Source organism: Pseudomonas sp. 203-8, from assembly GCF_020708595.1.
Taxonomy (GTDB): domain Bacteria; phylum Pseudomonadota; class Gammaproteobacteria; order Pseudomonadales; family Pseudomonadaceae; genus Pseudomonas; species Pseudomonas aeruginosa.
In genome coordinates this window covers 245,476-268,475 of sequence record NZ_JAJFDF010000005.1, presented here as the reverse complement: position 1 = coordinate 268,475, position 23,000 = coordinate 245,476, and the positions used below count along the sequence as shown (strand labels likewise).

Here is a 23,000-nt window from a genome sequence, read left to right as displayed (position 1 = left end):
CGCGGCATTTTTTTATTGATCTCGCGTCCCCTTGGTCCTAAAGTTCGCGCCCGAACGTCCATGCTGGAAACGATCCATCCGGCTCAAGTACTGACGACGAGAGATCGCCTTGTGGCAAGGCGACGTCCGCTGCTCAAGCGGCCAGGTCGTCGCGCGGGACACGCGCGCGACCTACCAGGATGAACAGGCGGTGGCTGCCGGCAGGCAGGTGATACTCGGCGACATGCCTTGGGAAGTAGGCGAACCAAAGTGGGGAAACGGATTAGACGTTCAGCTTCACCCCTACGAATCCATGTGTTTTGCCATTGGGAGTCCCAACCATGTCCATCAAGGTCGAGGATTATTTCGCCCCTGAAACCTTCCAGCGCATGAAGGCCTTCGCCGACAAGCAGGAAACCCCCTTTGTAGTCATCGACAAGCAGACCATCGCCGATGCCTACGACCAACTGACCGACTGCTTCCCCTTCGCCAGGATCTACTACGCGGTGAAGGCCAATCCCGCTACCGAAATCACCGAGCTGCTGCGCGACAAGGGTTCGAACTTCGATATCGCCTCGATCTACGAACTGGACAAGGTGATGAAGACCGGCGTCGGTCCGGAGCGCATCAGCTACGGCAACACCATCAAGAAATCCAAGGACATCCGCTACTTCTACGAGAAGGGCGTGCGCCTGTTCGCCACCGACTCCGAAGCCGACCTGCGCAACATCGCCAAGGCCGCTCCCGGCGCCAAGGTCTACGTGCGTATCCTCACCGAGGGCTCGACTACCGCAGACTGGCCGTTGTCGCGCAAGTTCGGCTGCCAGACCGACATGGCCATGGACCTGCTGATCCTGGCCCGCCAGCTGGGCCTGGAGCCCTACGGCATTTCCTTCCACGTCGGTTCGCAGCAGCGCGACATCTCGGTGTGGGACGCGGCGATCGCCAAGGTCAAGGTGATCTTCGAGCGCCTGAAGGAAGAAGACGGCATCGTCCTGAAGATGATCAACATGGGCGGCGGCTTCCCGGCCAACTACATCACCAAGACCAACGACCTGGAAACCTATGCGGAGGAGATCATCCGCTTCCTCAAGGAGGACTTCGGCGACGACCTGCCGGAAATCATCCTCGAGCCGGGCCGTTCGCTGATCGCCAATGCCGGCATCCTGGTCAGCGAAGTGGTGCTGGTCGCCCGCAAGTCGCGGACCGCCGTGGAGCGCTGGGTCTATGCCGACGTCGGCAAGTTCTCCGGACTGATCGAAACCATGGACGAGTCGATCAAGTTCCCGATCTGGACCGAGAAGCAGGGCGAGATGGAAGAGGTGGTGATCGCCGGCCCGACCTGCGACAGCGCCGACATCATGTACGAGCACTACAAGTATGGCCTGCCGCTGAACCTGGCGAGCGGCGACCGCCTTTACTGGCTGTCTACCGGCGCCTACACCACCAGCTACAGTGCGGTGGAGTTCAACGGCTTCCCGCCGCTGAAGGCGTTCTACCTCTAGCGCAGTCGCCTCTGCTACGAAGAGCCCCGCCTCGGCGGGGCTTTTTCATGTCGCTCTGGAAGCCTCGCGGCGCTCGTGTCAGCCTTGTTCGACAACCCATGACAAGGACGCCGACATGACAGGCAATGGTGTTTCCCTGGTGACCCTCGGGGTCGCCGATCTGGCCCGCTCCTCTCTCTACTACCAGGCGCTGGGCTGGCAGCCCTCTTCGGACGGCAACGAGCAGGTGGTATTTCTCAAGGGCCGCAACCTGGTCCTCGGCCTCTACGGACGCAGCGCCCTCGCCGAGGATGCGCAGGTGGAAGATCGTCCGACCGGCTTCGCGGCTATCACCCTGGCCTGCAACTGCGCCTCGCGGGACGAGGTGGACCGTCTGTTCTCCGCAGCTACGGCGGCCGGCGGGCAGGCGACCAAGATGCCGCAGGAAGTGTTCTGGGGTGGCTACTCCGGATATGTCGCCGACCCGGATGGACACCTTTGGGAAATTGCCTACAACCCGTTCTGGCCGTTCGACGAGCAGGGCAACCTGGTCTTGCCCTGAGGGCGCTACGGATGGAAAAACGCCCCGCTCGGCGGGGCGTTTTCTTTGGCGGCGGTCAGCCTTCGTTCGGCTGGCGGGACGGTGCGCGCGGTGTCGTTGGCGCGGGTCGTCCGGCCTGGGCTACCTGCTGCCCGGCGTCGGCCTTGTCCAGCGGCAGCTTGTCGAAGTCGCGCAAGCCATTGTGGGCATAGGGGTTGCCGATCCAGCGGACTTCATGCCGGAAGTCGTTGCTCACCAGGCTCTTGGTCGGATCGAAGAGGTCATAGTTGAGGCCGGCGAGGTCGGACCAGGTATGGATCAGGTCTTCGCTGCTGTAGCGTCGGTCGACCAGGGCCTGCAGGTCGCGCGGATGGGTCTGCTGCCAGCTGGGCGAAGTCCAGACCAGGAAGGGCACGGTGTACATGCCGCGGGTCGGGTCGCCTTCGTTGCGGCCGAGACGGTCGTGCGGGGCTTCGTCGAAGACTTCCTCGCCATGGTCCGAGAGGTAGACCAGGAAACCGTTCGGATCGCTGTTGGCGAAGCCCTTGATCAGGCTGGAGACCACGTAGTCGTTGTACAGCACGGCGTTGTCGTAGCTGTTGTAGACCTCCACCTGGTCATCGCTGAGGGCCGCCGGGGCGCCCTGGCGGTCGACGAAGCGAGCGTAGTCGGCGGGATAGCGGTACTTGTAGTTCATGTGGGTGCCGAGCAGATGGACCACGATGAATTTCTTCGGCGCCGGGTCGTCCAGCACCTTGGCGAAGGGCGCCAGCACCGCGCCGTCCAGCTGGCTGGCGTTCTGGCTGCGCTGGTTGTTCAGGTAGAACTGCGCATCGGTCTGCTGGGCGAAGGTCGTCAGCATGGTGTTGCGCTTGGTCATGGTCTGCTGGTTGGTGATCCAGAAGGTCTTGTAGCCGGCCTGCTTCATCAGGTTCATCAGCGACGGATCGGTGAGGAAGCGGTCGGGATGCTCCTGGTCAGCGAACGTCAACACCTGCTGCAGCACCTCGATGGTGTATGGCCGCGACGCCACCACGTTGTTGAATACCGTGAGGTTCCGGTTCGCGGCCTTCAGTGCGTCCAACTGCGGGGTCGTTTCGCGTGGATAGCCGTAGAGGCTCATGTGCTTGCGCGACGTGGATTCGCCGATCACCAGGACCAGCGTGCGTGGCGTATCGCCATTGGCATCGACGAGGTTCTTCAGCGGCGGTAGGGCCGCGTTCTTTTGCAACAGCGCCTGCATGCTGCCCAGTTGCTGGCGGTATTGCTGGTAGCCGATCAGCAATTGCCAGGGCACCGCCGGTTCCATGCGCGCCTGGACCTTGTCCAGGGCTTCGTCGAAGGGTCGGCCCTGGCTGACCAGTTGCTTGTAGAACGGATAACCGATGGTCGCGACGATCAGCAGCACCGCCACCGGCAGGGCGCTGAAGCGCGGCAGGTAGACCGGGCGCAGGCGGCGCCAGAGGAGGATGGCGACCAGGCTGTAGAGCACCAGGCCGAGGGTCATCCAGGGGTTGAAGTACTGGCTGAAATATTCGCTGGCCTCGGCGGTGTTCGACTCGAACATCACGAAGATCACGCTTTGCGAGAATTCCTGGTGATAGATGCCGAAATAGCTCAGGCCGACCAGCGAGGCGGCCCACAGCACCAGCCCGATGACGGCGGCCAGCGGCTTGGTCCAGCGCGGGAACAGCAACACCGGCGCAAGCCAGATGGTGCTCAGCACCATGGCGTTGCGGAAACCGGAGAAACCGCTGTTGCCGGAGGTCAGCAGGAGCAGTTGGGTGATGCCGGAGAAGAACCAGAAGAACAGGAACAGCCAGCCCAGGCCGGCCCAGTCGATGCGATTGCGCGTAACGCTTGGTGGAGTGGGGGACACGATAGCCTCGTACGATGGACCGGAGGCGCGATCGTCGCTCGCCTCGATGAAGCGGCGAGGGTAGGGAAAGGCTTGTCAAAAAAGTGTTATGTGGGTGTGAACAAAGGGTTGGGCGTTGTTCGTCAGACGGGCAGTCGTGCGTACCCGTGACGTTCGAGCGCCTGTTCCAGAGCCTCTCGATCGGTGTCGTCGCCCAACTGCGCCGCGCGTCGGTAGTAGGCCAGCGCCAGGCTGCGGAACGGCGGGTGGGCCGACTGCTCCAGGCCATGGCGGGCACTGCGCAGGAAGTTCAGGTTGCCGCCTTCGAGGGCACGCCGGAGCCAGGTTTCGGCTTCGGCATGGCGGCCCGAGGCGCTGAGCATCGCGGCGTGGCTGAACTGGCCGCGAAAATCGCCGCCCTCGGCGGAACGTCGATACCAGTGCGCAGCTTGCGCCAGGTCGCGAGCGACCACCAGGCCTTCTTCGTGGTAGCGCCCCACCAGGTTCATCGATTTCGCGTGGCCCTGCTCGGCCGCTTGCCGATACAGCGCATAGGCGCGCGGCTGGTCCTGGGACACGCCGCGGCCGGTGGCGTGGAGATTGGCCAGGTTGTAGCGGGCCCAGTCAAGGCCGGCCTGGGCGGCGATCCGATAGTGGACGGCTGCCGCGGCTGGATCCGCCGGGCCGCCCCAGCCATGTTCAAGACAGCGAGCGAGCATATTGCGCGCCATTGCGTGGCCGCGTTCGGCGGCGATCGTGAACCAGGTCCGCGCCAGGGTCGGGTCGCGCTGGATGCCTTGGCCGTCCAGAAGGATCTGTCCGAGCAGGGCCTGGGCTTCCGTCAGGCCCTCGCGCGCAGCGCCGAGGATGGCCTGGGCAACCTCGCCCGGGGTACCGGCCAGTTGTGCGGCGAAACCTTCGGCGTCCAGCGCGTCGTGACGAAGCAGCAGGTGGCGCATGTTCAGAGTTCCGACCAGCGCCGCAGGAGATTGTGGTAGGTACCGGTGAGGCGGATCAGCGAGGGATGGTCGGGGACGTCGCGGGTGAGTCGCTGGATCGACTGGTCCATTTCGAATAGCAGGGTGCGCTGGCTGTCTTCGCGGACCAGGCTCTGGGTCCAGAAGAACGAGGCGTAGCGCGCGCCGCGGGTGACCGGATTGACCTTGTGCAGGCTGGTGCCGGGGTAGAGCACCAGATCGCCGGCGGGCAGCTTCACCTGTTGCAGGCCGTAGGTGTCCTGGATCACCAGTTCGCCGCCGTCATAGTCCTCCGGGTCGCTGAAGAAGAGGGTCGAGGACAGGTCGGTACGGACCCGCTCGCGGCCGCCATGGATGTCGCGCACGGCGTTGTCGATGTGGAAGTCGAACGAGCCCCCGCCGGTATAGCAGTTGAACAGCGGCGGGAAGACCTTGAGCGGCAGGGCGGCGGACATGAACAGGGGATGGTTCCACAGGCGCTGCAGCATGGCTTCGCCGATCTCCCGGGCCAGCGGGTGGTCCTGCGGCAGTTGCAGGTTGTGCTTGGCCTTGGCCGATTGGTAGCCGGCGGTCGCCTTGCCGTCGGCCCATTCCGCCTGCTCCAGGGCTGCGCGGATCCGGGAGACTTCCTCGGCGGTGAAGATGGCGGGAATATGCAGCAACATGGCGCTGTCCATGAAGGCGAAATGATTGCCAATGATATTGATTTGCATTGGCCATGTAAAACCGCCAAATGTTCCAGACGAGCGAGATGGGAAAAAATGTAATGAGAAAATTGTAAAGAATGTAAATTCCTGTCGAATGCGAATCCGTAATAATTGATAACAATTCTGATCTGCAATAAATTCCGCGACCTTCACAGCTCCCGGGGAGGGGTTTCGAATGTCGCGTCAGTCCACGGATACCGCCGTTTCTTCGCAACGTCTGCTGGCTTCGGCCATCGGTGTGGCCATCACCGCCATCGCCGCACCGCAGGCAGCGCACGCCGACGAGGCCGGGCAGAAAAAGACCGACAAGGACCGCGTACTGTCGCTGGATGCGGCCACCATCGTCGGCGAGCAGCAGGACGAAACCACCTACAACGTCGACCGCTCGGCGTCGAAGAAGTACACCGCGCCGCTCTTGGATACGCCGCGCTCCGTCACGGTAGTACCAAAGCAGGTGATCAAGGATACCGCCGCCGTGTCTCTCCAGGATGCACTGCGTACCGTTCCAGGTATTACCTTTGGCGCGGGCGAGGGCGGCAATCCCACCGGTGACCGGCCATTCATTCGCGGCTTCGATGCGCAAAGCGATACTTACGTCGATGGTGTACGCGATACTGGTGCACAGACCCGCGAGATCTTCAACCTTGAGCAGATCGAGGTCAGCAAGGGCCCTAACTCGGCATTCGGAGGACGGGGCTCGGCCGGCGGCAGCCTCAATCTCGTCAGCAAGCAGGCCAAGGCTGGGAACTTCATCGATGGAGGCTTCACCTATGGTTCTGACCAGACTCGCCGCTACACCCTGGACCTCAACCAGGAATTCCTCGATGGCAATGCGGCATTCCGGCTGAATCTTCTCAAGCACGATGCCAATGTCGCGGGCCGCGATGAAGTCGATGTCAGTCGCTGGGGCGTAGCGCCGTCGCTCACCTTCGGTCTTGGCTCGCCGACCCGAGTGACCGTCAGCCATTATCACCTGGAAAGTGACGATACCCCGGATTCGGGCATTCCCTATGCCAAGAGTAGCGATCGCAGCAAGCACAATCCGGACAAACCGGTGAATGTCGATCGAGGCAATTTCTATGGGCTGACGGGGCGCGATTTCCAGAAGAGCCGCATCGATACCAGTACCATCACCGTTGAGCATGATCTGACTGACAGCCTCACTATTCGCAATACCTCGCGTTACGGCAACAGTCATCAGGACTATCTGTGGACACAACCGGATGACAGCCAGGGCAACATCAACAATGGCTCGGTCTGGCGCCGCCAGAACAATCGGGTAAGTACCACCACCACAGCAGTCAACCAGACTGACCTGTTTGGAGAGTTCTACCTGGGTGGCTTCAAGAACAGCTTCAGCACCGGCCTGGAGTTCAGCCGAGAAGACAGCAAGCGCGATGGGTATACCGTCGATACCAATACCGGCCTGGGCAGCAACAAGTGCAATCCATCGCTGATCGGGGCGCCTAGCGGCTATAACTGCACTAGTCTGGAAAATCCCAATCCGCACGATCCATGGAATGGCAGTATTACCCGGAAATATGCGCCGCTGAATACGGTCGGCACCACCAAGGCAATATATGCGTTCGACACCATCGACCTGAACGAGCAGTGGCAGGTCAATATTGGCGCGCGCTTCGATAGTTTCGAAACTACGGCGAAGAACCACGGTGTAAGACCCGCTACCAAACTCAGCGACAAGTCGAGCTTCTGGAACTGGCAGGCAGGCTTGGTGTGGAAGCCTGTACCCAACGGCAGCATCTATGCGTCCTACGCCACTTCGGCTACGCCGCCGGGTAGCATGCTCGATAATGGGGATACCTCGAATGCTGTCGACGGGTTCGCCATCAGCAACAACCTTGAGCCGGAAGAAACCACGAACTACGAGCTTGGTACCAAGTGGGCTTTCTTCAACGAGCGGCTGGAGCTGAGTGCCGCGATCTTCCGCACCGACAAGGACAATACCCGCATCCTGGTCGCCAACCAGACCTACGACAACGCCGGACAAACCCGCGTCGACGGCGTGGAGTTGAGCGCCAGCGGCAAGCTGACCGAGAAGTGGAAGGTGTTCGCGGGCTACAGCTACCTGGACAGCGAGTTGGTCGATGCCGGTAAGGCTGGGCGTAACGGCAATGTGAACGCATCGGCGGCTTCCAACAACGGCAACGAGATGCCAAATACGCCGAAGAACAGCTTCAGTCTCTGGACCACCTATGACATCTTCCCGAAGACCACCATCGGCGGCGGGGCTTTCTATGTCGACAAGGTCTATGGCGACGTTGGCAATACCGTCTATGTCCCCGATTACTGGCGCTATGACGCAATGGCCAGCTACAAACTGAGCAAGAACGTCGATTTCCAGTTGAACGTGCAGAATGTGTTCGACAAGAAGTACTTCGACAAAGCCTATGCGGCGCACTATGCGTCCCAGGCCGCTGGAAGGACGATACTGTTCAGCACCAACTTCCACTTCTGACAGCCGCTCTCGCTCCCCACGAAAGCCCCATTCCCTCTACGGGATGGGGCTTTCCCCCATCCAGGTGGGTAAATAGAGCGTAAAGAACGTTAATTCGGCTTTATCGCAACTGATTATCAAATAGAATTGCCCGCCGACGTCCTCGTGTCGTCTGGCCGGCGCTTGGCGTCGGCGTAGTCCCGTTGTTGCCGCGCGGCGGCCGTGAAGGTGATCCTGTGAAGAAAGTCTGGTTCCAGTTGCATTGGTTCTTCGGTATCAGCGCCGGCCTGGTGCTGGCGCTGATGGGCGTCACCGGAGCGACCCTGTCGTTCCAGGACGAGCTGATGCGCGCGCTCAACCCTGACGTGCTGGTGGTGCAGAAGCGCTCCGAGGGTGTGCTGCCGCTGGACGAACTGGTGCGCCGTATCGAAGGTGCCGAGCCGGGGCGGAAAGTGGCCTTCGTCTGGGTCGAGATGGCCAGCGACAAGGCCGGGCGGATCTTCTATACCCCGCCGCCGGGACAGCGCCGCGGCGAGTCGCGCTGGATCGATCCCTACACCGGGGCTTTCGTCGGCGAGCCACGCGGCGAGGGTTTCTTCAACCTGATGATGCAACTGCACCGGTTCCTCGCCATGGGCGAGTACGGCAAGCAGGTCACCGCCGCCTGCACCCTGATCCTGATCTTCTTCTGCCTGTCCGGTCTCTACCTGCGCTGGCCGCGCAAGGTTTTCGACTGGCGCGCCTGGCTGACCCTCGACTGGTCGCGCAAGGGGCGCAGTTTCAACTGGGACCTGCATGCCGTGGCCGGCACCTGGTGCCTGGCGCTCTACCTGCTGGCTGCGCTGACCGGCCTGTACTGGTCCTACGAGTGGTACCGCAACGGCCTGTTCAAACTGCTCGACGACGCGCCCGCCGGCCAGCAGGCGCAGCGCGGCAAGCCGGGCGGACGTGGCGAGCGCCCGGCCGATGCGGCTCCACTGGTGGTCGACTACGCGGCGGTATGGAACAGCATCCGCCAGGCCGGCGGCGACCGCTTGCAGGCCTACAACCTGCGCCTGCCGCCGGCGGGCGGCCAGCCGGCGACAGTGTTCTATCGCCTGACCGACGCGCCGCACGAGCGTGCCTTCAACACCTTGATCCTGGACCCGGCCAACGGCCAGGTGAAAAGCGACCAGCGCTATAGCGACCGTTCTTTCGGCAGCCAGTTGCTGGCCAGCGTCTATGCATTGCACGTAGGCAGCTATTTCGGCATGGCCGGACGCATCCTGATGATGCTCGCCAGCCTGGCGATGCCGCTGTTCTTCATCACCGGCTGGCTGCTCTACCTCGACCGCCGGCGCAAGAAACGCGCGGTACGGGCGAGCCGCGCCGACCTGGGCGGCAGCGCCGGCGCCAGCGGCGAGCCCTGGTTGATCGGCTACGCCAGCCAGAGCGGTTTTGCCGAGCAACTGGCCTGGCAGAGCGCCGGCCAGTTGCAGGCGGCCGGGTTGCCGGTGCGGGTCGAATCGCTGGCGCGCCTGGATGCCGGGCAACTCGCCGAGGCGCGCAAGGCGCTGTTCGTGGTCAGCACCTTCGGCGACGGTGAGGCGCCGGACAGCGCCCGCGGCTTCGAACGCAAGGTGCTTGGCCAGGCCGCCAGCCTCGATGGCCTGAGCTACGCCCTGCTGGCCTTGGGAGATCGCCAGTACGAGCAGTTCTGCGGCTTCGCCCGGCGCATGCAGGGCTGGTTGCAGGGGCAGGGCGCGCGGAGCCTGTTCGCCCCGGTGGAGGTCGATGATGGCGACGCCGCGGCCCTGCGCCAATGGCAGGAAAGCCTGGCCGAGGTGACCGGCGGTGCCGCCCCGGCGGCCTGGGAAGCGCCGGCCTTCGAGGTCTGGTCGCTGGCGCGGCGGGAGTGCCTGAATCCTGGCAGCCAGGGCGAGTCGACCTGGCTGCTGGACCTGCGTGCGCCGACCGACAGCGCCATCCAATGGCGCGCCGGCGATCTGCTGGAGATCGTCCCGCACCAGGCGCCCGCGCGCATCCGCGAATGGCTGCAGCGGCATAACCTGGACGGCCAGGCGCGGGTGGCGGTCGAGGGCGTCGAGCAGAGCCTGGAGCAGGCCCTGGCTGGGCGCTTGCTGCCGGACTCTTTCGAACACCTGGTCGGCTTGCACCCGCAGGCGCTGCTGGATGCGCTGATTCCGCTTTCCGTGCGCCAGTACTCCATCGCGTCGCTGCAGAGCGATGGCGACCTGCAACTGATCGTACGCCAGGAGCAGCATGCCGACGGTAGCCTGGGCATCTGCTCCGGCTGGCTCACCGAGTACCTGCCGCTCGGCGCCGCGCTGACCCTGCGCCTGCGCCGCAACGCGGGCTTCCACCTGCCGGAGGATGACGTGCCGCTGATCCTCATCGGCAACGGCACCGGGCTCGCCGGCCTGCGCAGCCTGTTGCGCGCCAGCATTGCCGCCGGGCGCAAGCGCAACTGGCTGCTGTTCGGCGAACGCAATTTCGCCCACGACTACTACTGTCGTGCGGAGCTGGAGCAAGCCCTGGCCAGGGGTGAGCTGCAACGCCTGGACCTGGCCTTCTCCCGCGACCAGGCGGAGAAGATCTATGTCCAGGACCGCCTGCATGAAGCGGCGGATGAACTGCGGCGCTGGATTGACGAGGGTGCGGCCTTGTACGTCTGCGGCAGCCTGCAGGGCATGGCCGGCGGTGTCGACCGGGTGCTGCGCGAAGTGCTCGGTGAGGAGGCCTTGCAACGCCTGGCCGACGAAGGACGTTACCGACGCGACGTGTACTGAACGGATGAATGAAAAAGGCTCCCAAGGGAGCCTTTTCGTTGCCAACTGCCGGGACTGCTGGGCTTTGCGGGGTGTAGGGCGAATAACCGCAGAGCGGTTATCCGCCATTTCGGCGGGGTGTCGGCGGATGACGCCGTTGGCGTCATCCGCCCTACGGAGCTATCGGACTTCGCGCTGTCCGTGGCGTAGGGCGAACAACCGCAGAGCGGTTATCCGCCATTTCGGCGGGGTATCGGTGGATGACGCCGTTGGCGTCATGCGCCCTACGGAGCTATCGGGACTTCGCGTTGTCCGTGGCGTAGGGCGAATAACCGCAGAGCGGTTATCCGCCATTTCGGCTGGGTGTCGGCGGATGACGCCGTCATGCGCCCCACGGAGCTATCGGGGCCTTGCGTCGCCGGGCCTCAGATCCACAGGATGAAAGCCAGTACCAGGGCGAAGAAGCCCCATTTCTGCAGGTAGTAGAGCTTGCGGTTGCGCTTCTTCAAACGTTTGCCCTGCAGGCGGATCTTGTAGAGGCTGTCGAAGATCCGATTGAGTCCGCCGGTCCGGTCGCCTGCGTTGTTCGGGGCGGCCGCGGCAGCCATCACGTTGCGGCTGAACCAGCGGTTGAAGGCGGTGGCCCAGCCCTGGGTCAGCGGCCGCTCGATGTCGCAGAAGAGAATGATGCGGTTGTGTTCGGTGGCGTTTTCCGCGTAGTGGATGAAGGTTTCATCGAACACCACCGCCTCGCCGTCGCGCCAGTGGTAGCGCTCGCCGTCCACCTCGATGAAGCAGGCCGGGTCGTTGGGGGTGAACAGTCCCAGGTGGAAGCGCAGCGAGCCGGCGTAGGGATCGCGGTGTCGCACCAGCTTCGAGCCCGGCGGCAGTTCGGCGAACATCGCCGCCTTGACCGAGGGAATCTGCCGCAACAGGGCGGTGGTCTGCGGGCAGAGTTGTCCGGCGGAGGGATGGGCCTCGTCGTACCATTTCAGGTAGAAGCGCTTCCAGCCGCTCTTGAAGAACGAGTTGAAACCGATATCGTCGTACTGTTCGGAACGCTTGATGTTGCCGGCGTCGTGCAGGTGCAGCGCCTCGCTGCGGATGGCTTGCCAGTTGTCGACCAGAACCTGCAGTTCGGGGAAGGTTTGCGGTGCCAGGTAAGGGCGGTTCGGTACCTTCGAGAACAGGTACATCAGGCAGTTGATCGGAGCGAGGAAGCTGGAGTGGTCGCTCAATTGGCGCGACAGCTTGTGGCGTACCCGGCCGCGGAAATGGACATAGAGGATGCTCAGCGCATAGGCCGCCAGGATGAGAACTTTCATGAATGCAAGGTCGTCGGTGCAAAAGAGGAGAATTTACTCCTGTTCTCAGTGCCTGAGTATGCTACCTGACGCTAATTCGCCAGCACTGCGCTCATTTTTCCGTAATCCTGGCCTCGAAAGGAACGCACAATGAACGACACCGGCCGGCGTATCCTGCTCAACTGCGACATGGGCGAAAGCTTTGGCGCCTGGCGCATGGGCGACGATGTCCACAGCATGCCGCTGGTTGACCAGGCCAACCTGGCTTGCGGCTTCCACGCTGGCGACCCGCTCACCATGCTGCGCGCGGTGGAGCTGGCGGTACGCCATGGCGTGAGCATCGGCGCGCACCCGGCCTATCCCGACCTGAGCGGCTTCGGCCGGCGCTCGCTGGCCTGCTCTGCCGAAGAGGTGCATGCCATGGTGCTGTACCAGATCGGCGCGCTGGACGCTTTCTGCCGTTCCCTCGGTACCCAGGTGGCCTACGTCAAGCCGCATGGCGCGCTGTACAACGACCTGGTCGGCGACGATGAGCTGCTGCGCGCCGTGCTCGACGCCTGCGCCGCCTATCGCAAGGGCCTGCCGCTGATGGTGCTGGCCCTGGCCGACAACGGCCGCGAGCTGGAACTGGCCGACGAGGCCGACGTGCCGCTGCTGTTCGAGGCCTTCGCCGATCGCGCCTACCTGCCGGACGGTCGGCTGGCGCCGCGGCGGCTTGGCGGCGCGGTGCATCACGATCCGCAGCGGATCATCGAACAGGCCCTGGCCATCGCCCGCGGCGAAGCCTTCCCCGACTACGACGGCAACCCGCTGCGCCTGACCGCCGACAGTCTTTGCGTGCATGGCGATAACCCGCAGTCGCTGGCGGTCCTCCGGCGCCTGCGCGCGGCCCTGGACAGCCTGTGATCCGCATCGAACCCGCTGGTGCCGAAGCCCTGCTGCTGACGCTCGCCGAAGAGCCCGAAGTGGACCTGTCTGTGCGCCTGGCCGAGCTGGCCAGACGTCTGCGCGAGGGGCTCGGCGAAGGCGTCAGGGATCTGGTGCCGGGCTGGACCACCCTGATGCTGCATTACGACCCCTACCGCATCGCTCCGCAGGTACTGGAAGAACGCCTGGGTCCGCTGCTGGCGGAGTGGCATGCCTGGCGCCCCGCCGAGGATGCCGGGCGCCTGCACGAGATTCCCGTCTGGTACGCCGGCGAGGACCTCGCGACGGTAGCGGTTGCCTGCGGATTGACTGGCGAAGGGGTGATCGAACTGCACAGCGCGGCCGAATACCGGGTCGGCGCGATCGGTTTCGCTCCGGGATTCGCCTACCTCGGCGGCCTCGATCCGCGCCTGGTCCTGCCGCGGCGGGCCACCCCGCGGGCGCGCGTACCGGCCGGCAGCCTGGCCATTGCCGAGGCGCAGACGGCGATCTATCCGCAGGCCTCGCCCGGCGGCTGGCACCTGCTGGGACGCAGTCCGTGGCGTCCCTTCGATCCGGCCGCCACTCCTCCGTGCCCACTGGCGCTGGGCGACCGGGTGCGCTTCGTCGCCATCGGGCGCGAGGCTTTCCTCGACCTGGGCGGGCGCGAATGAATGGTTTGCGGGTCGTCAAGGCGGGTCCGCAGAGCCTGCTGCAGGACGACGGCCGGCGCGGCTGGCAGCACCTCGGCGTATCCCCGGGCGGCCCTCTGGACCGCCAGGCGGCAGCCTGGGCCAATCGTCTGCTCGGTAATCCCTGGGGGACGCCATTGCTGGAAATCGCTTTCGGCGGCTTGGTGCTGGAGTGCAGGGTGGAGGCGACCTGGCTGGCGTTGACCGGAGCGCGCCTGGCGCTGACGGTGGACGGTCGCGAATGCCTGCCCTGGAGTCGCTTCCGGGTCCGCCGCGGGCAACGCATCGAACTGGGCTTCGCCGAGGCCGGGCAGCGTGCCTACCTGGCCTGCGCCGGCGGTTTCCGGGCGAGGCCGGTACTGGGCAGCGTCGCCTGCCAGGTTCGCGACGGGCTCGGCGGTTTACAGGGCGATGGCCGGATCCTGGCGGAGGGCGATTGCCTGCCGTGTGCCGAAGCGGGAGCGGCGTGTCCGTGGGATGCCAGCGTGCCCTGGCGTTTCCAGCCGGACTACCGGCAGCAGCGGCCCTTGCGCGTGCTGCTCGGCGGCGATGCGGCGGCCTTCGACGCAGCCAGCCGGCAAGCCTTCTTCGCCAGCGCCTGGCGAATCAGCCCGCGGTCCGATCGCATGGGCGTCCGCCTGGCCGGCGAGCCACTGCGCGGGGCGCCGCGCGCCTGGTCGCAGGGCGTGGTGGAGGGCGCTATCCAGGTTCCGCCCGATGGCCAACCCATCGTGCTGATGGCCGACCGCCAGAGCATGGGCGGCTATCCGCTGCTGGGCTTCGTCCATCCACTGGACCTCTCGCGCCTGGCGCAAAGCCCCGCGCATAGCGAGGTAACCTTCGTCGAGAGCGACCTGGCGACGCAGCAGGCCGATCTGCTGCGCTTCTACCGCTTCTTCCGCGGCTGAGCGCTCAGCCGGCCAGGTGGCCGAGCGGCAGCGGCGAGGGCGCCTTGACCGTCTTGATCGCGAAGTTGCTGCGAATGTCGCTGACCCCGGGCAGGCGCAGCAGAGTCTCGCTGAGCAGGCGTTCGTAGGCGCGCAGGTCGGGGACCACCACTTGCAGGAGGAAGTCCGACTCGCCGGAGACGAGGTGCACCGAGATCACCTCCGGCAGGTCGACCACCGCACGGTGGAAGGCCTCGGCCTGCTCCTGGCGGTGGCGTTCCACCTTGATCCCGACGAACACCGTGAGGCCGAGGCCGACCTCGTCGCGGTCGATGCTGGCCTGGTAGCCGCGAATCACCCCGGCCTCTTCCAGCAGGCGCACGCGGCGCAGGCAGGGGGACGGGGAGAGGCCGATCTCCTCGGCCAACTGGACGTTGCTCAGGCGGCCGTCGCGCTGGAGGGCGGCGAGGATGCGGTGGTCATAGGCGTCGAGTTTCATCTTGGCATATCCGGATGGATAGTCTCCAGAGAGTGGAATTTACTGCCAAATAGAATGGATAGGCTGGTGGAAAACGCAAGCACCTGCCCTGCCTTGTGGGCATAGAATCGTTATCCGGGTCACCTTCCTGGAGCCGATACGATGGACACGAGCGCTTTCCTGATTGCCCTGGCGGTGGTTTACCTGGTGCCCGGACCAGACATGCTCCTGCTGTTCCAGACCGGCGCCCGCCAGGGCCGTCGCGCGGCGCTGGTCACCGCCCTCGGCCTGGCCCTGGCTCGGGCCTGCCATGTGCTGATGGCCGCGACTGGACTGGCGCTGCTGTTCCGTACCGCTCCCTGGACCTTCGACCTGGTGCGCCTGCTCGGCGCCGCCTACCTCGCCTGGCTTGGCCTGCAGATGCTGCGCGGTGGCGGACTGGCCTTGCCGACCAGCGACGCGGGTTCCGCGCCGGTGGTCCCTCACGCCGACCGCCGGGCCTTGCTGCGCGGACTCCTGACCAACCTGCTGAACCCCAAGGCCCTGCTGTTCTGTTCGGTGCTGCTGCCGCAGTTCGTCAGCCCCGAAGCCGGTTCGCTGGCCGTCCAGTTCGCCGCGCTCGGTACGGTCCTGGTTCTGGTTGGCCTGGCCTTCGACTGCGCCTATGCGCTGGCCGGTGGCCGCCTGGGCCGCTGGCTGGCGTCCCGGCCGCGGGCACAGCGCCTGCAGCAGTGGGGCTTCGGTGGGTTGTTGATAGGGTTCGGGGTAAGGCTGGCGCTGCTGCGCCAGCTCTGAAGGGCTGCGGGGCGGCGAGCGCCCCGTGGCGCTCAGCCGAGGAATTGCTCGGCGTGGTGGCAGGCCACCTGGCGCTGGTCGAGCAGGCGCAGCTCAGGCACCTCGCTGCGGCAGCGCTCGGTGGCGTAGGGGCAGCGCTTATGGAAGGCGCAACCCTCCGGCGGGTTCAGCGGGTTCGGCAGTTCGCCCTGGATGCGGATCTTCGGCTTCGTCGGGTTCGGGTGGATCGCCGGGGTCGCCGAGAGCAGCGCGCGGGTATAGGGATGCAGCGGGTTCTCGTAGAGCTTGTCCGCCGGCCCCATCTCCGCCGGTCGGCCGAGGTACATCACCAGGACGTCGTCGGCGACGTGGCGGACCACCGCCAGGTTGTGCGAGATGAACACGTAGGCGGTGCGGAACTGCTGCTGCAGGTCCATGAACAGGTTCAGTACCTGGGCCTGGATCGACACGTCGAGGGCCGAGGTCGGCTCGTCCGCCACCAGCACCTTGGGTTGCAGCATCATCGCCCGGGCCAGGGCGATGCGCTGGCGCTGGCCGCCGGAGAACATGTGCGGGTAGCGCTGGTAGTGCTCCGGCCGCAGGCCGACCTGGCGCATCATCTGCTGGACCTTTTCGCGGCGTTCCTCGCGCGACAGCGCGGTGTTGATCAGCAGCGGCTCGGCCAACTGGTCGCCGATCTTCTGTCGCGGATTGAGCGAGGCGTAGGGGTTCTGGAAGACCATCTGCACGTCGCGGCGCAACTGCCGGCGCTGGTCCTTGCTGGCGCCCTTGACCTCCTGCCCGGCGATTTTCAGCGAGCCGGAGGTGGGTTCCTCGATCAGGGTCAGGGCGCGCGCCAGGGTCGACTTGCCGCAGCCGGACTCGCCGACCACGGCGAGGGTCTTGCCGGCTTCCAGTTCGAACGATACGCCGTTCAGCGCGCGCACCTGGGCGTGGCCCTTGAACAGGCCGCGGGAGACTTCGTAGTGACGGGTCAGATCACGGGCGGTCAGAACGGTTTCCATCAGGCCACCTCGTTCAGCAGGTTCAACGGATAGAAGCAGCGCACCGCGCCGCGCTCGTGTGCCTCCAGGGCCGGCCGCTCCTGGCGGCAATGCTCCTGGGCATAGGGGCAGCGTGGCGACAGCAGGCAACCGCGCGGGCGGTCGTAGCGCCCCGGAACGATGCCGGGCAGGGTGGCCAGGCGGGCTTCGCCGGCACAGTGCTCGGGGATCGCCTTGATCAGCGCCTCGGTGTAGGGATGGGTCGGGCGGTCGAACAGCGCCGGCACGCCGCCGATCTCCACCGCTTCGCCGGCGTACATCACGCAGACGCGCTGGGCGGTCTCGGCGACCACGGCGAGATCGTGGGTGATCAGGATCAGCGCCATGTCCTGGTCGCGCTGCAGGTTCAGCAGCAGCTCCATGATCTGCGCCTGGATGGTCACGTCGAGGGCGGTGGTCGGCTCGTCGGCGATCAACAGCTTGGGCTCGGCAGCGATGGCCATGGCGATCGCCACGCGCTGGCTCATGCCGCCGGAGAGCTGGTGCGGGTAGGCGTCGAGACGGCTGGCGGCGGCCGGGATCTCGACCCGTTCGAGCAGTTCCAGGGCGCGCTGGCGCAGGGCCTTGCCGCGCAGGCCGAGATGCAGGCGGAGAACCTCCTCGATCTGGTAGCCGACGGTGTAGCTGGGGTTGAGGGCGGTCATCGGGTCCTGGAAGACCATCGCCATGTCCTTGCCGACGATGCGCCGGCGCTGGCGGCCCTTGAGGGTGAGCATGTCGTGGCCGTCGAAGCGCAGGTGATCGGCGGATACCCAGCCGGGGGCGTCGATCAGGCCCATCAGGGCCATCATGGTCACCGACTTGCCGGAGCCGGACTCGCCGACGATGGCCAGCACCTCGCCCTTGTCGACGCTCAGGTCGAGGCCGTCGACCACGGGCACGGCGGTGGTGTCGCCGAAGCGTACGCTGAGGTTCTTGATATCGAGGAGGCTCATGCGGCGGTCTCCTGTGGCGCGGATACGGATGCGCTGTTCATGGTTGTGCTCCTCATGCCGCGTTCTTCAGTTTCGGATCGAGGGCGTCGCGCAGGCCATCGCCCATCAGGTTGATCGCCAGTACGCTGAGCAGGATGGTCAGGCCGGGCAGGCTGACCACCCACCAGGCGCGCTCGATGTAGTCGCGGGCGGAGGCGAGCATGGTGCCCCACTCGGGGGTCGGCGGTTGCACGCCGAGGCCGAGGAAGCCGAGGGCGGCGGCGTCGAGGATCGCCGAAGAGAAGCTCAGGGTGGCCTGGACGATCAGCGGCGCCATGCAGTTCGGCAGCACGCAGACGAACATCAGTCGCAGGGTGCCGGCGCCGGCCAGGCGCGAGGCGGTGACGTAGTCGCGGTTTAGCTCGGTCATCACCGCGGCGCGGGTCAGGCGTACGTAGGCCGGCAGCGAGACGATGGCGATGGCGATCACGGTGTTGATCAGGCCCGGGCCGAGGATCGCCACGATGGCCACCGCCAGCAGCAGCGACGGCAGCGCCAGCATGATGTCCATCAGGCGCATGATCAGCGGCCCGGCACGGTTCGGCGAGAAGCCGGCGAGCAGGCCGAGGAGGATGCCGGGGATCAGCGAGATCACCACCGAGGACAGGCCGATCAGCAGCGACAGGCGGGCGCCGTGGATCAGCCGCGAGAGCAGGTCGCGGCCCAGCTCGTCGGTGCCGAGCAGGAAGCGCGCCTGGCCGCCTTCCAGCCAGGATGGCGGGGTCAGCAGGAAGTCCCGGAACTGCTCGCTCGGATCGTAGGGGGCGACCCAGGGGGCGAACAGCGCGCAGAACACGATCAGCAGCATGAACAGCAGGCCGCCGAGGGCGCCCTTGTTGTGCGCGAAGGCCTGCCAGAATTCCTTCAGCGGGGACGGGTAGACCAGGCTCGGGTCGCTGGCGGGAGCGTTGTGCATGGCGTTCATCGGCTGGCTCCTCAGCGTTGGTGGCGAATGCGCGGGTTGGCCAGGCCGTAGAGGATGTCCACGACGAAATTGACCAGGATGACCAGGGTGGCGACCAGCAGGATGCCGTTCTGCACCACCGGGTAGTCGCGACGGCTGATGGCGTCGATCAGCCACTTGCCGATGCCCGGCCAGGAGAAGATGGTTTCGGTCAGCACCGCGCCGGCGAGCAGCGTGCCGACCTGCAGGCCGAATACCGTCAGCACCGGAATCAGCGCGTTGCGCAGGGCGTGCACGAAGACCACCCGGGCCGGCGACAGGCCCTTGGCGCGGGCGGTGCGCACATAGTCTTCGCGCAACACCTCGAGCATCGCCGAGCGGGTCATGCGGGCAATCACCGCCAGCGGGATGGTGCCCAGCACGATGGCCGGCAGGATCAGGTGGCGCACGGCATCGAGGAACGAGCCCTGTTCGTCGGAAAGCAGGGTGTCGATCAGCATGAAGCCGGTCTTCGGCTCGATGTCGTAGAGCAGGTCGAGACGGCCGGACACCGGCGTCCAGCCCAGCGACACGGAGAACAGCATGATCAGGATCAGGCCCCACCAGAAGATCGGCATCGAATAGCCGGCGAGGGACACCGTCATCACCCCGTGGTCGAACAGCGAACCGCGTTTCAGGGCGGCGATCACCCCGGCCAGCAGACCGAAGGTGCCGGCGAAGAGCATGGCGGCCAGGGACAGTTCCAGGGTCGCCGGGAACAGGGTGAGGAATTCGTGCCAGACGCCTTCGCGGGTGGTCAGCGATTCGCCGAGATTGCCCTGTGCCAGGTTGCCCACGTAGTCCAGGTACTGCTGGTACAACGGCTTGTCCAGGCCCAGGCGGTGCAGGGCCTCGGCATGCATCTGCGGATCGACGCGACGTTCGCCCATCATCACCTCCACCGGGTCGCCGGGAATCAGGCGGATCAGCGCGAAGGTGAGCAGCGTCACGCCGAAGAAGGTGGGGATCAGCAACCCCAATCGTCGTGCAATGAAACTAAGCATGTTGGCGGGTAACTCCTCATCGCGGACCGTGCGCCCCGCTGGCGGCGGGGCTGTGGTCCTTGTTCTTCTACGGCTTCACCGAGGTGGTGGCGAAGTTGTTGTTGCTCAACGGATTGATCACGTAGCCCTGCACCGTGTTCCGCCGGACATTGAACAGCTTCGGGTAGGCCAGCGGTATCCATGGGGCCTGTTCGTGGAATACCACCTGGGCCTGCTCGTACAGTTTCGCCCGCTCGGCCGGATCGCTCACCTCGCGGGCCTTGCGCATCAGCGCCTCGAAGTCCTTGTCGCACCAGCGCGCCTGGTTTTCACCCGACTCGGCGGCGGCGCAGCTCAGGTTCGGGCTGAGGAAGTTGTCCGGGTCGCCGTTGTCGCCGGCCCAGCCAAGCAGCGACAGGTCGTGCTCGCCGGCCTTCGAACGCTTGAGCAGCTCGCCCCATTCCAGGGAACGGATGGTCAGCTGGATGCCGGCCTTGGCCAGGTCTGCCTGCAGCATCTGTGCCGCCAGGGCGGGGTTGGGGATGGTAGGCGAGGTGCCGTTGCGAATGAACAGGGTGATCCTGAGATTTTCCGCGCCGGCTTCCTTGAGCAGCGCCCTGGCGCGTTCGGGATCGTGCGGCCAGTCCTGGATCGAATGGTTGTAGCCGAGCAGGGTCGGGGGATAGGGACCGACCGCCGGACTGGCCGCGCCGGGGCCGAACACCGCGTCGAGCATGGCCTTCTTGTCCAGCGCGAGGTTGATCGCCTGGCGCACGCGCGGGTCGTCGAGCGGCTTGTGCTGGGTGTTGATGGCAATGTAGGTGGTCAGCAGGGCATCGATCTCGTCCACCGCCAGGTTCGGGTCCTGCTTCAGGCGCGGCACGTCCTCCGGTTTCGGGTACAGCGAGACCTGGCACTCGCCGGCACGGACCTTCTGCATGCGCACGTTGGGATCGAGGGTAATGGCGAACACCAGGTTGTCGATCGGCGGCTTGCCGGCGTAGTAGTCCGGGTTCGCCGTATAGCGGACCTGGGCGTCCTTGGCGTAGCGCTTGAAGACGAACGGCCCGGTGCCGATCGGCTGGTTGTTCAGCTGGCCCTGCTTGCCGGCGGCGAGCAACTGGTCGCCGTACTCGGCGGAATAGATGGACGCGAAGGGCATCGCCATATCGCGCAGGAACGGCGCTTCGGGACGGTTGAGGACGAAGCGCACGGTGAGCTCGTCGACCTTTTCCACCGACTTGATCAGCTCGCCCATGCCCATCGCGTCGAAGTAGGCGTAGCCGCGCAGCGCCGAGGCATGCCAGGGATGCTTCGGATCGAGGGCGCGCTGGAAGGTCCACAGCACATCATCGGCATTCAGGCTCCGGGTCGGCTTGAAGTAGTCGGTGGTATGGAATTTCACGCCGGGGCGCAGGTGGAAGGTATAGCTCAGTCCGTCGGCGCTGACGTCCCAGCGCTCGGCCAGCCCCGGGATCACCTCGGTGGTGCCGGGGCGGAAGGCGAGCAGGCGGTTGAACACGGTTTCCGCGGAGGCGTCGGCGGTCACCGCGCCGGTGTACTGGACGATGTCGAAGCCTTCCGGGCTGGCCTCGGTGCAGACCACCAGGTTCTTCGCCTGGGCCGCGCCGGCGGCGCATAGCGCCAGGGCCAGGGGCAGGTGTCGGAGCAACGGATGGAGCATGGGGTCCTCCTCGTGGGCCCCGTCGCCGGGGCCGCCGGTTGTCGCAGGTTTACAGCAGGTTGAAGGGGAAGGTGCTGACCAGGCGCAGTTCGTTGACGCTGCCGTCGACCTGGTTCTGGCTGGCCTTGTGCATCATGTAGGTGAGCTTGAAGGTGCTGTCCTTGATCGGCCCGTTCTGCACCTTGTAGGCCGCCATCAGGCCCAGCTCGTGGTGCTTCTCGCCGTCCTGGGCGCGCACCTCGGCGTAGTTGCCGTAGGCACCGTTGCGATCGCCGTCGTAGTGGGTGCCGTCGATGTCCCAGCCCTTCACGTACCACACGCCGGTGCTCAGGCCGGGGACCCCGTAGTAGCTCCAGTCGGTCTCGTAGCGGATCTGCGCGGACTTCTCGTTGGGGCTGTTGTAGTCGGCCAGCATCGAGTTGGCCAGGAAGATCGCCGAGGTCTCGTGCACGTAGTCGAAGTATTCGTTGCCGTCGACCTGCTGGTAGGCCAGGGTCAGGGCGTGGGCGCGATGGCCGAGAGTGAAGGCCAGGCTCCAGGTGTCGTTGTCGATGTAGCCGGCCTCGCGCGCGCCGGTGTCGCCGGTGTGGTAGCCGTTGAAGGCGGTGCGCAGGGCGATGCCGTTCTCGAGGTCGCCGATGTCGTGGGTCACGCCCAGGTAGTACTGGTTCCAGACGTCCTGGAAATGCGAGCCATAGAGGGAGATTTCCAGCCCGTCGAGCGGCTTGTAGTTGCCGCCCAGGTAGTTCAGGCGGTCGCCCTTGACCTGGCGGGTGCCGTACTCGGTGGTCATGTCCTCGTCGCCGGAACCGGTCCGCGGGCTGACCTTGCGGAAGCTGCCGGCCTGCAGGCTGAGGTTGTCCAGCTCCTCGCTGGTCACGGCGAAGCCGGTGAAGCTGGAGGGCAGGGCACGGTTGTCGATATAGCTGAACACTGGAGTGTTGACCAGGAAGCGACCGGCCTTGAATTCGGTATTCGAGGCGCGCAGGCGGATGTTGGCGACGCCCAGCTTGGACCACTCGCCGATCGCCTCGCCATCGCTGTTCGCCAGGGTCCGGTTGCCGCCGCCGCCGATGCGGCCCTTGCCGCGCTCCAGGGCGATCTCGTTGAAGGCTGCGACGTCGAAGCCGAAGCCGATGCTGCCCTGGGTGTAGCCCGAGCTGTACTTGAGCACCGTGCCCTGGACCCAGGCGTTGCGCTGGTGGATGCGCTGGGAGCCGCCGCCGGCCTTGGGAATGCGGAAGGTGAAGCTGTCCTTCATGTTTTCCCGCGAGTAGAAGTTGCGGGTGGTCAGGGTCAGGCTCTGCCCCTCGAACAGCCCGCTGGCGCCGGCCTGGCCCTTGATCGGTTTCTCCACGCTGGGGATGCTCTGCACCTGGGCGGCGTAGCTGGGATTGTCCGGGGTCGGCGGGGTTGCCTGCTCGTCCGCCGCCCAGCCTGGCGCGGCCGATGCCATCAAGGCCAGTCCCAGCGTCGCGCCGGTCACTCGTTGGTATCTCATCACCTGATTGCTCCCTTTATTGTTGTCATGGCACCTGTTTT

19 protein-coding genes are annotated in these 23,000 nt (G+C 65.4%); 8 read left to right on the top strand and 11 right to left on the bottom strand.

Annotation, left to right across the window (positions count from 1 at the left end):
* The first annotated feature begins 320 nt into the window (after positions 1 to 320).
* A complete protein-coding gene (locus LJF27_RS13835; protein ID WP_003094617.1) occupies positions 321 to 1,484 on the top strand; it encodes a type III PLP-dependent enzyme in 1,164 nt (387 codons plus the stop codon).
* Positions 1,485 to 1,599: 115 nt separating this feature from the next.
* The gene (locus tag LJF27_RS13830) at positions 1,600 to 2,025 is read left to right on the top strand and encodes a VOC family protein (RefSeq protein ID WP_003094613.1); all 426 of its coding nucleotides are present in this window, start codon (positions 1,600 to 1,602) and stop codon (positions 2,023 to 2,025) included.
* Positions 2,026 to 2,080: 55 nt separating this feature from the next.
* Here LJF27_RS13830 and LJF27_RS13825 read toward each other — a convergent pair whose 3' ends face one another.
* From LJF27_RS13825 to LJF27_RS13815, 3 genes are all read right to left on the bottom strand, one after another.
* Positions 2,081 to 3,883 carry a phosphoethanolamine transferase CptA gene (locus tag LJF27_RS13825; RefSeq protein ID WP_003112847.1) on the bottom strand — a complete coding sequence of 601 codons (1,803 nt, stop codon included), beginning with the start codon at positions 3,881 to 3,883 and terminating at the stop codon, positions 2,081 to 2,083.
* A gap of 122 nt (positions 3,884 to 4,005) precedes the next feature.
* Positions 4,006 to 4,821, bottom strand: coding sequence for a tetratricopeptide repeat protein (locus LJF27_RS13820; protein ID WP_003116242.1), 816 nt, complete (start codon positions 4,819 to 4,821; stop codon positions 4,006 to 4,008).
* A 2-nt stretch (positions 4,822 to 4,823) separates the two neighbouring features.
* Positions 4,824 to 5,504: a Fe2+-dependent dioxygenase gene (locus LJF27_RS13815; protein WP_003145945.1), complete on the bottom strand. Its 681-nt coding sequence runs from the start codon at positions 5,502 to 5,504 to the stop codon at positions 4,824 to 4,826.
* Between the two features lie 217 nt (positions 5,505 to 5,721).
* Between LJF27_RS13815 and piuD the strand changes: the two genes are divergently transcribed.
* Both piuD and LJF27_RS13805 read left to right on the top strand, forming a co-directional pair.
* The gene (piuD, locus tag LJF27_RS13810; RefSeq protein WP_003455689.1) at positions 5,722 to 8,022 is read left to right on the top strand and encodes a TonB-dependent siderophore receptor PiuD; all 2,301 of its coding nucleotides are present in this window, start codon (positions 5,722 to 5,724) and stop codon (positions 8,020 to 8,022) included.
* Positions 8,023 to 8,237: 215 nt separating this feature from the next.
* Entirely contained in the window at positions 8,238 to 10,790 is a 2,553-nt protein-coding gene (locus LJF27_RS13805; RefSeq protein ID WP_023115577.1) for a PepSY domain-containing protein, read from the top strand.
* A 404-nt stretch (positions 10,791 to 11,194) separates the two neighbouring features.
* Here LJF27_RS13805 and lpxO read toward each other — a convergent pair whose 3' ends face one another.
* The gene (gene lpxO, locus LJF27_RS13800; RefSeq protein WP_003094463.1) at positions 11,195 to 12,094 is read right to left on the bottom strand and encodes a lipid A hydroxylase LpxO; all 900 of its coding nucleotides are present in this window, start codon (positions 12,092 to 12,094) and stop codon (positions 11,195 to 11,197) included.
* A 129-nt stretch (positions 12,095 to 12,223) separates the two neighbouring features.
* Here lpxO and LJF27_RS13795 point away from each other — a divergent pair, with 129 nt between their 5' ends.
* From LJF27_RS13795 to LJF27_RS13785, 3 genes are read left to right on the top strand one after another with little or no spacing between them, the layout of a single operon-like run.
* The gene (locus LJF27_RS13795) at positions 12,224 to 12,979 is read left to right on the top strand and encodes a 5-oxoprolinase subunit PxpA (protein ID WP_003105460.1); all 756 of its coding nucleotides are present in this window, start codon (positions 12,224 to 12,226) and stop codon (positions 12,977 to 12,979) included.
* Positions 12,976 to 13,653 (top strand): 5-oxoprolinase subunit PxpB, encoded by a 678-nt coding sequence (gene pxpB, locus LJF27_RS13790; protein WP_003116237.1) that lies wholly within the window; start codon positions 12,976 to 12,978, stop codon positions 13,651 to 13,653. The genes LJF27_RS13795 and pxpB overlap by 4 nt, the downstream gene beginning before the upstream one ends.
* The gene (locus tag LJF27_RS13785; RefSeq protein WP_003116236.1) at positions 13,650 to 14,579 is read left to right on the top strand and encodes a biotin-dependent carboxyltransferase family protein; all 930 of its coding nucleotides are present in this window, start codon (positions 13,650 to 13,652) and stop codon (positions 14,577 to 14,579) included. The genes pxpB and LJF27_RS13785 overlap by 4 nt, the downstream gene beginning before the upstream one ends.
* 4 nt (positions 14,580 to 14,583) lie before the next feature.
* Here the strand turns inward: LJF27_RS13785 and LJF27_RS13780 are convergent, their stop codons facing one another.
* On the bottom strand, positions 14,584 to 15,057 hold the full coding sequence (locus tag LJF27_RS13780) for an Lrp/AsnC family transcriptional regulator (protein WP_003094456.1): 474 nt from the start codon (positions 15,055 to 15,057) through the stop codon (positions 14,584 to 14,586).
* Between the two features lie 141 nt (positions 15,058 to 15,198).
* On the opposite strand from LJF27_RS13780, the gene LJF27_RS13775 reads away from it, so the two are divergent.
* Positions 15,199 to 15,831, top strand: a complete 633-nt coding sequence (locus tag LJF27_RS13775; RefSeq protein ID WP_003105452.1) for a LysE family translocator — start codon at positions 15,199 to 15,201, stop codon at positions 15,829 to 15,831.
* A gap of 32 nt (positions 15,832 to 15,863) precedes the next feature.
* Here the strand turns inward: LJF27_RS13775 and LJF27_RS13770 are convergent, their stop codons facing one another.
* The 6 genes from LJF27_RS13770 to LJF27_RS13745 form a co-directional block, all read right to left on the bottom strand.
* Positions 15,864 to 16,835, bottom strand: a complete 972-nt coding sequence (locus tag LJF27_RS13770; RefSeq protein ID WP_023116755.1) for a peptide ABC transporter ATP-binding protein — start codon at positions 16,833 to 16,835, stop codon at positions 15,864 to 15,866.
* Positions 16,835 to 17,809: an ABC transporter ATP-binding protein gene (locus LJF27_RS13765; RefSeq protein ID WP_003094451.1), complete on the bottom strand. Its 975-nt coding sequence runs from the start codon at positions 17,807 to 17,809 to the stop codon at positions 16,835 to 16,837. The genes LJF27_RS13770 and LJF27_RS13765 overlap by 1 nt, the downstream gene beginning before the upstream one ends.
* Positions 17,810 to 17,861: 52 nt before the next feature.
* Positions 17,862 to 18,773: an ABC transporter permease subunit gene (locus LJF27_RS13760; protein ID WP_003105451.1), complete on the bottom strand. Its 912-nt coding sequence runs from the start codon at positions 18,771 to 18,773 to the stop codon at positions 17,862 to 17,864.
* 11 nt (positions 18,774 to 18,784) lie between these two features.
* On the bottom strand, positions 18,785 to 19,795 hold the full coding sequence (locus LJF27_RS13755; RefSeq protein WP_003105448.1) for an ABC transporter permease subunit: 1,011 nt from the start codon (positions 19,793 to 19,795) through the stop codon (positions 18,785 to 18,787).
* Between the two features lie 67 nt (positions 19,796 to 19,862).
* A complete protein-coding gene (locus LJF27_RS13750) occupies positions 19,863 to 21,458 on the bottom strand; it encodes an ABC transporter substrate-binding protein (RefSeq protein WP_003094445.1) in 1,596 nt (531 codons plus the stop codon).
* 49 nt (positions 21,459 to 21,507) lie between these two features.
* Positions 21,508 to 22,962 carry an OprD family outer membrane porin gene (locus tag LJF27_RS13745; protein WP_003120938.1) on the bottom strand — a complete coding sequence of 485 codons (1,455 nt, stop codon included), beginning with the start codon at positions 22,960 to 22,962 and terminating at the stop codon, positions 21,508 to 21,510.
* Between the last annotated feature and the right edge of the window lie 38 nt (positions 22,963 to 23,000).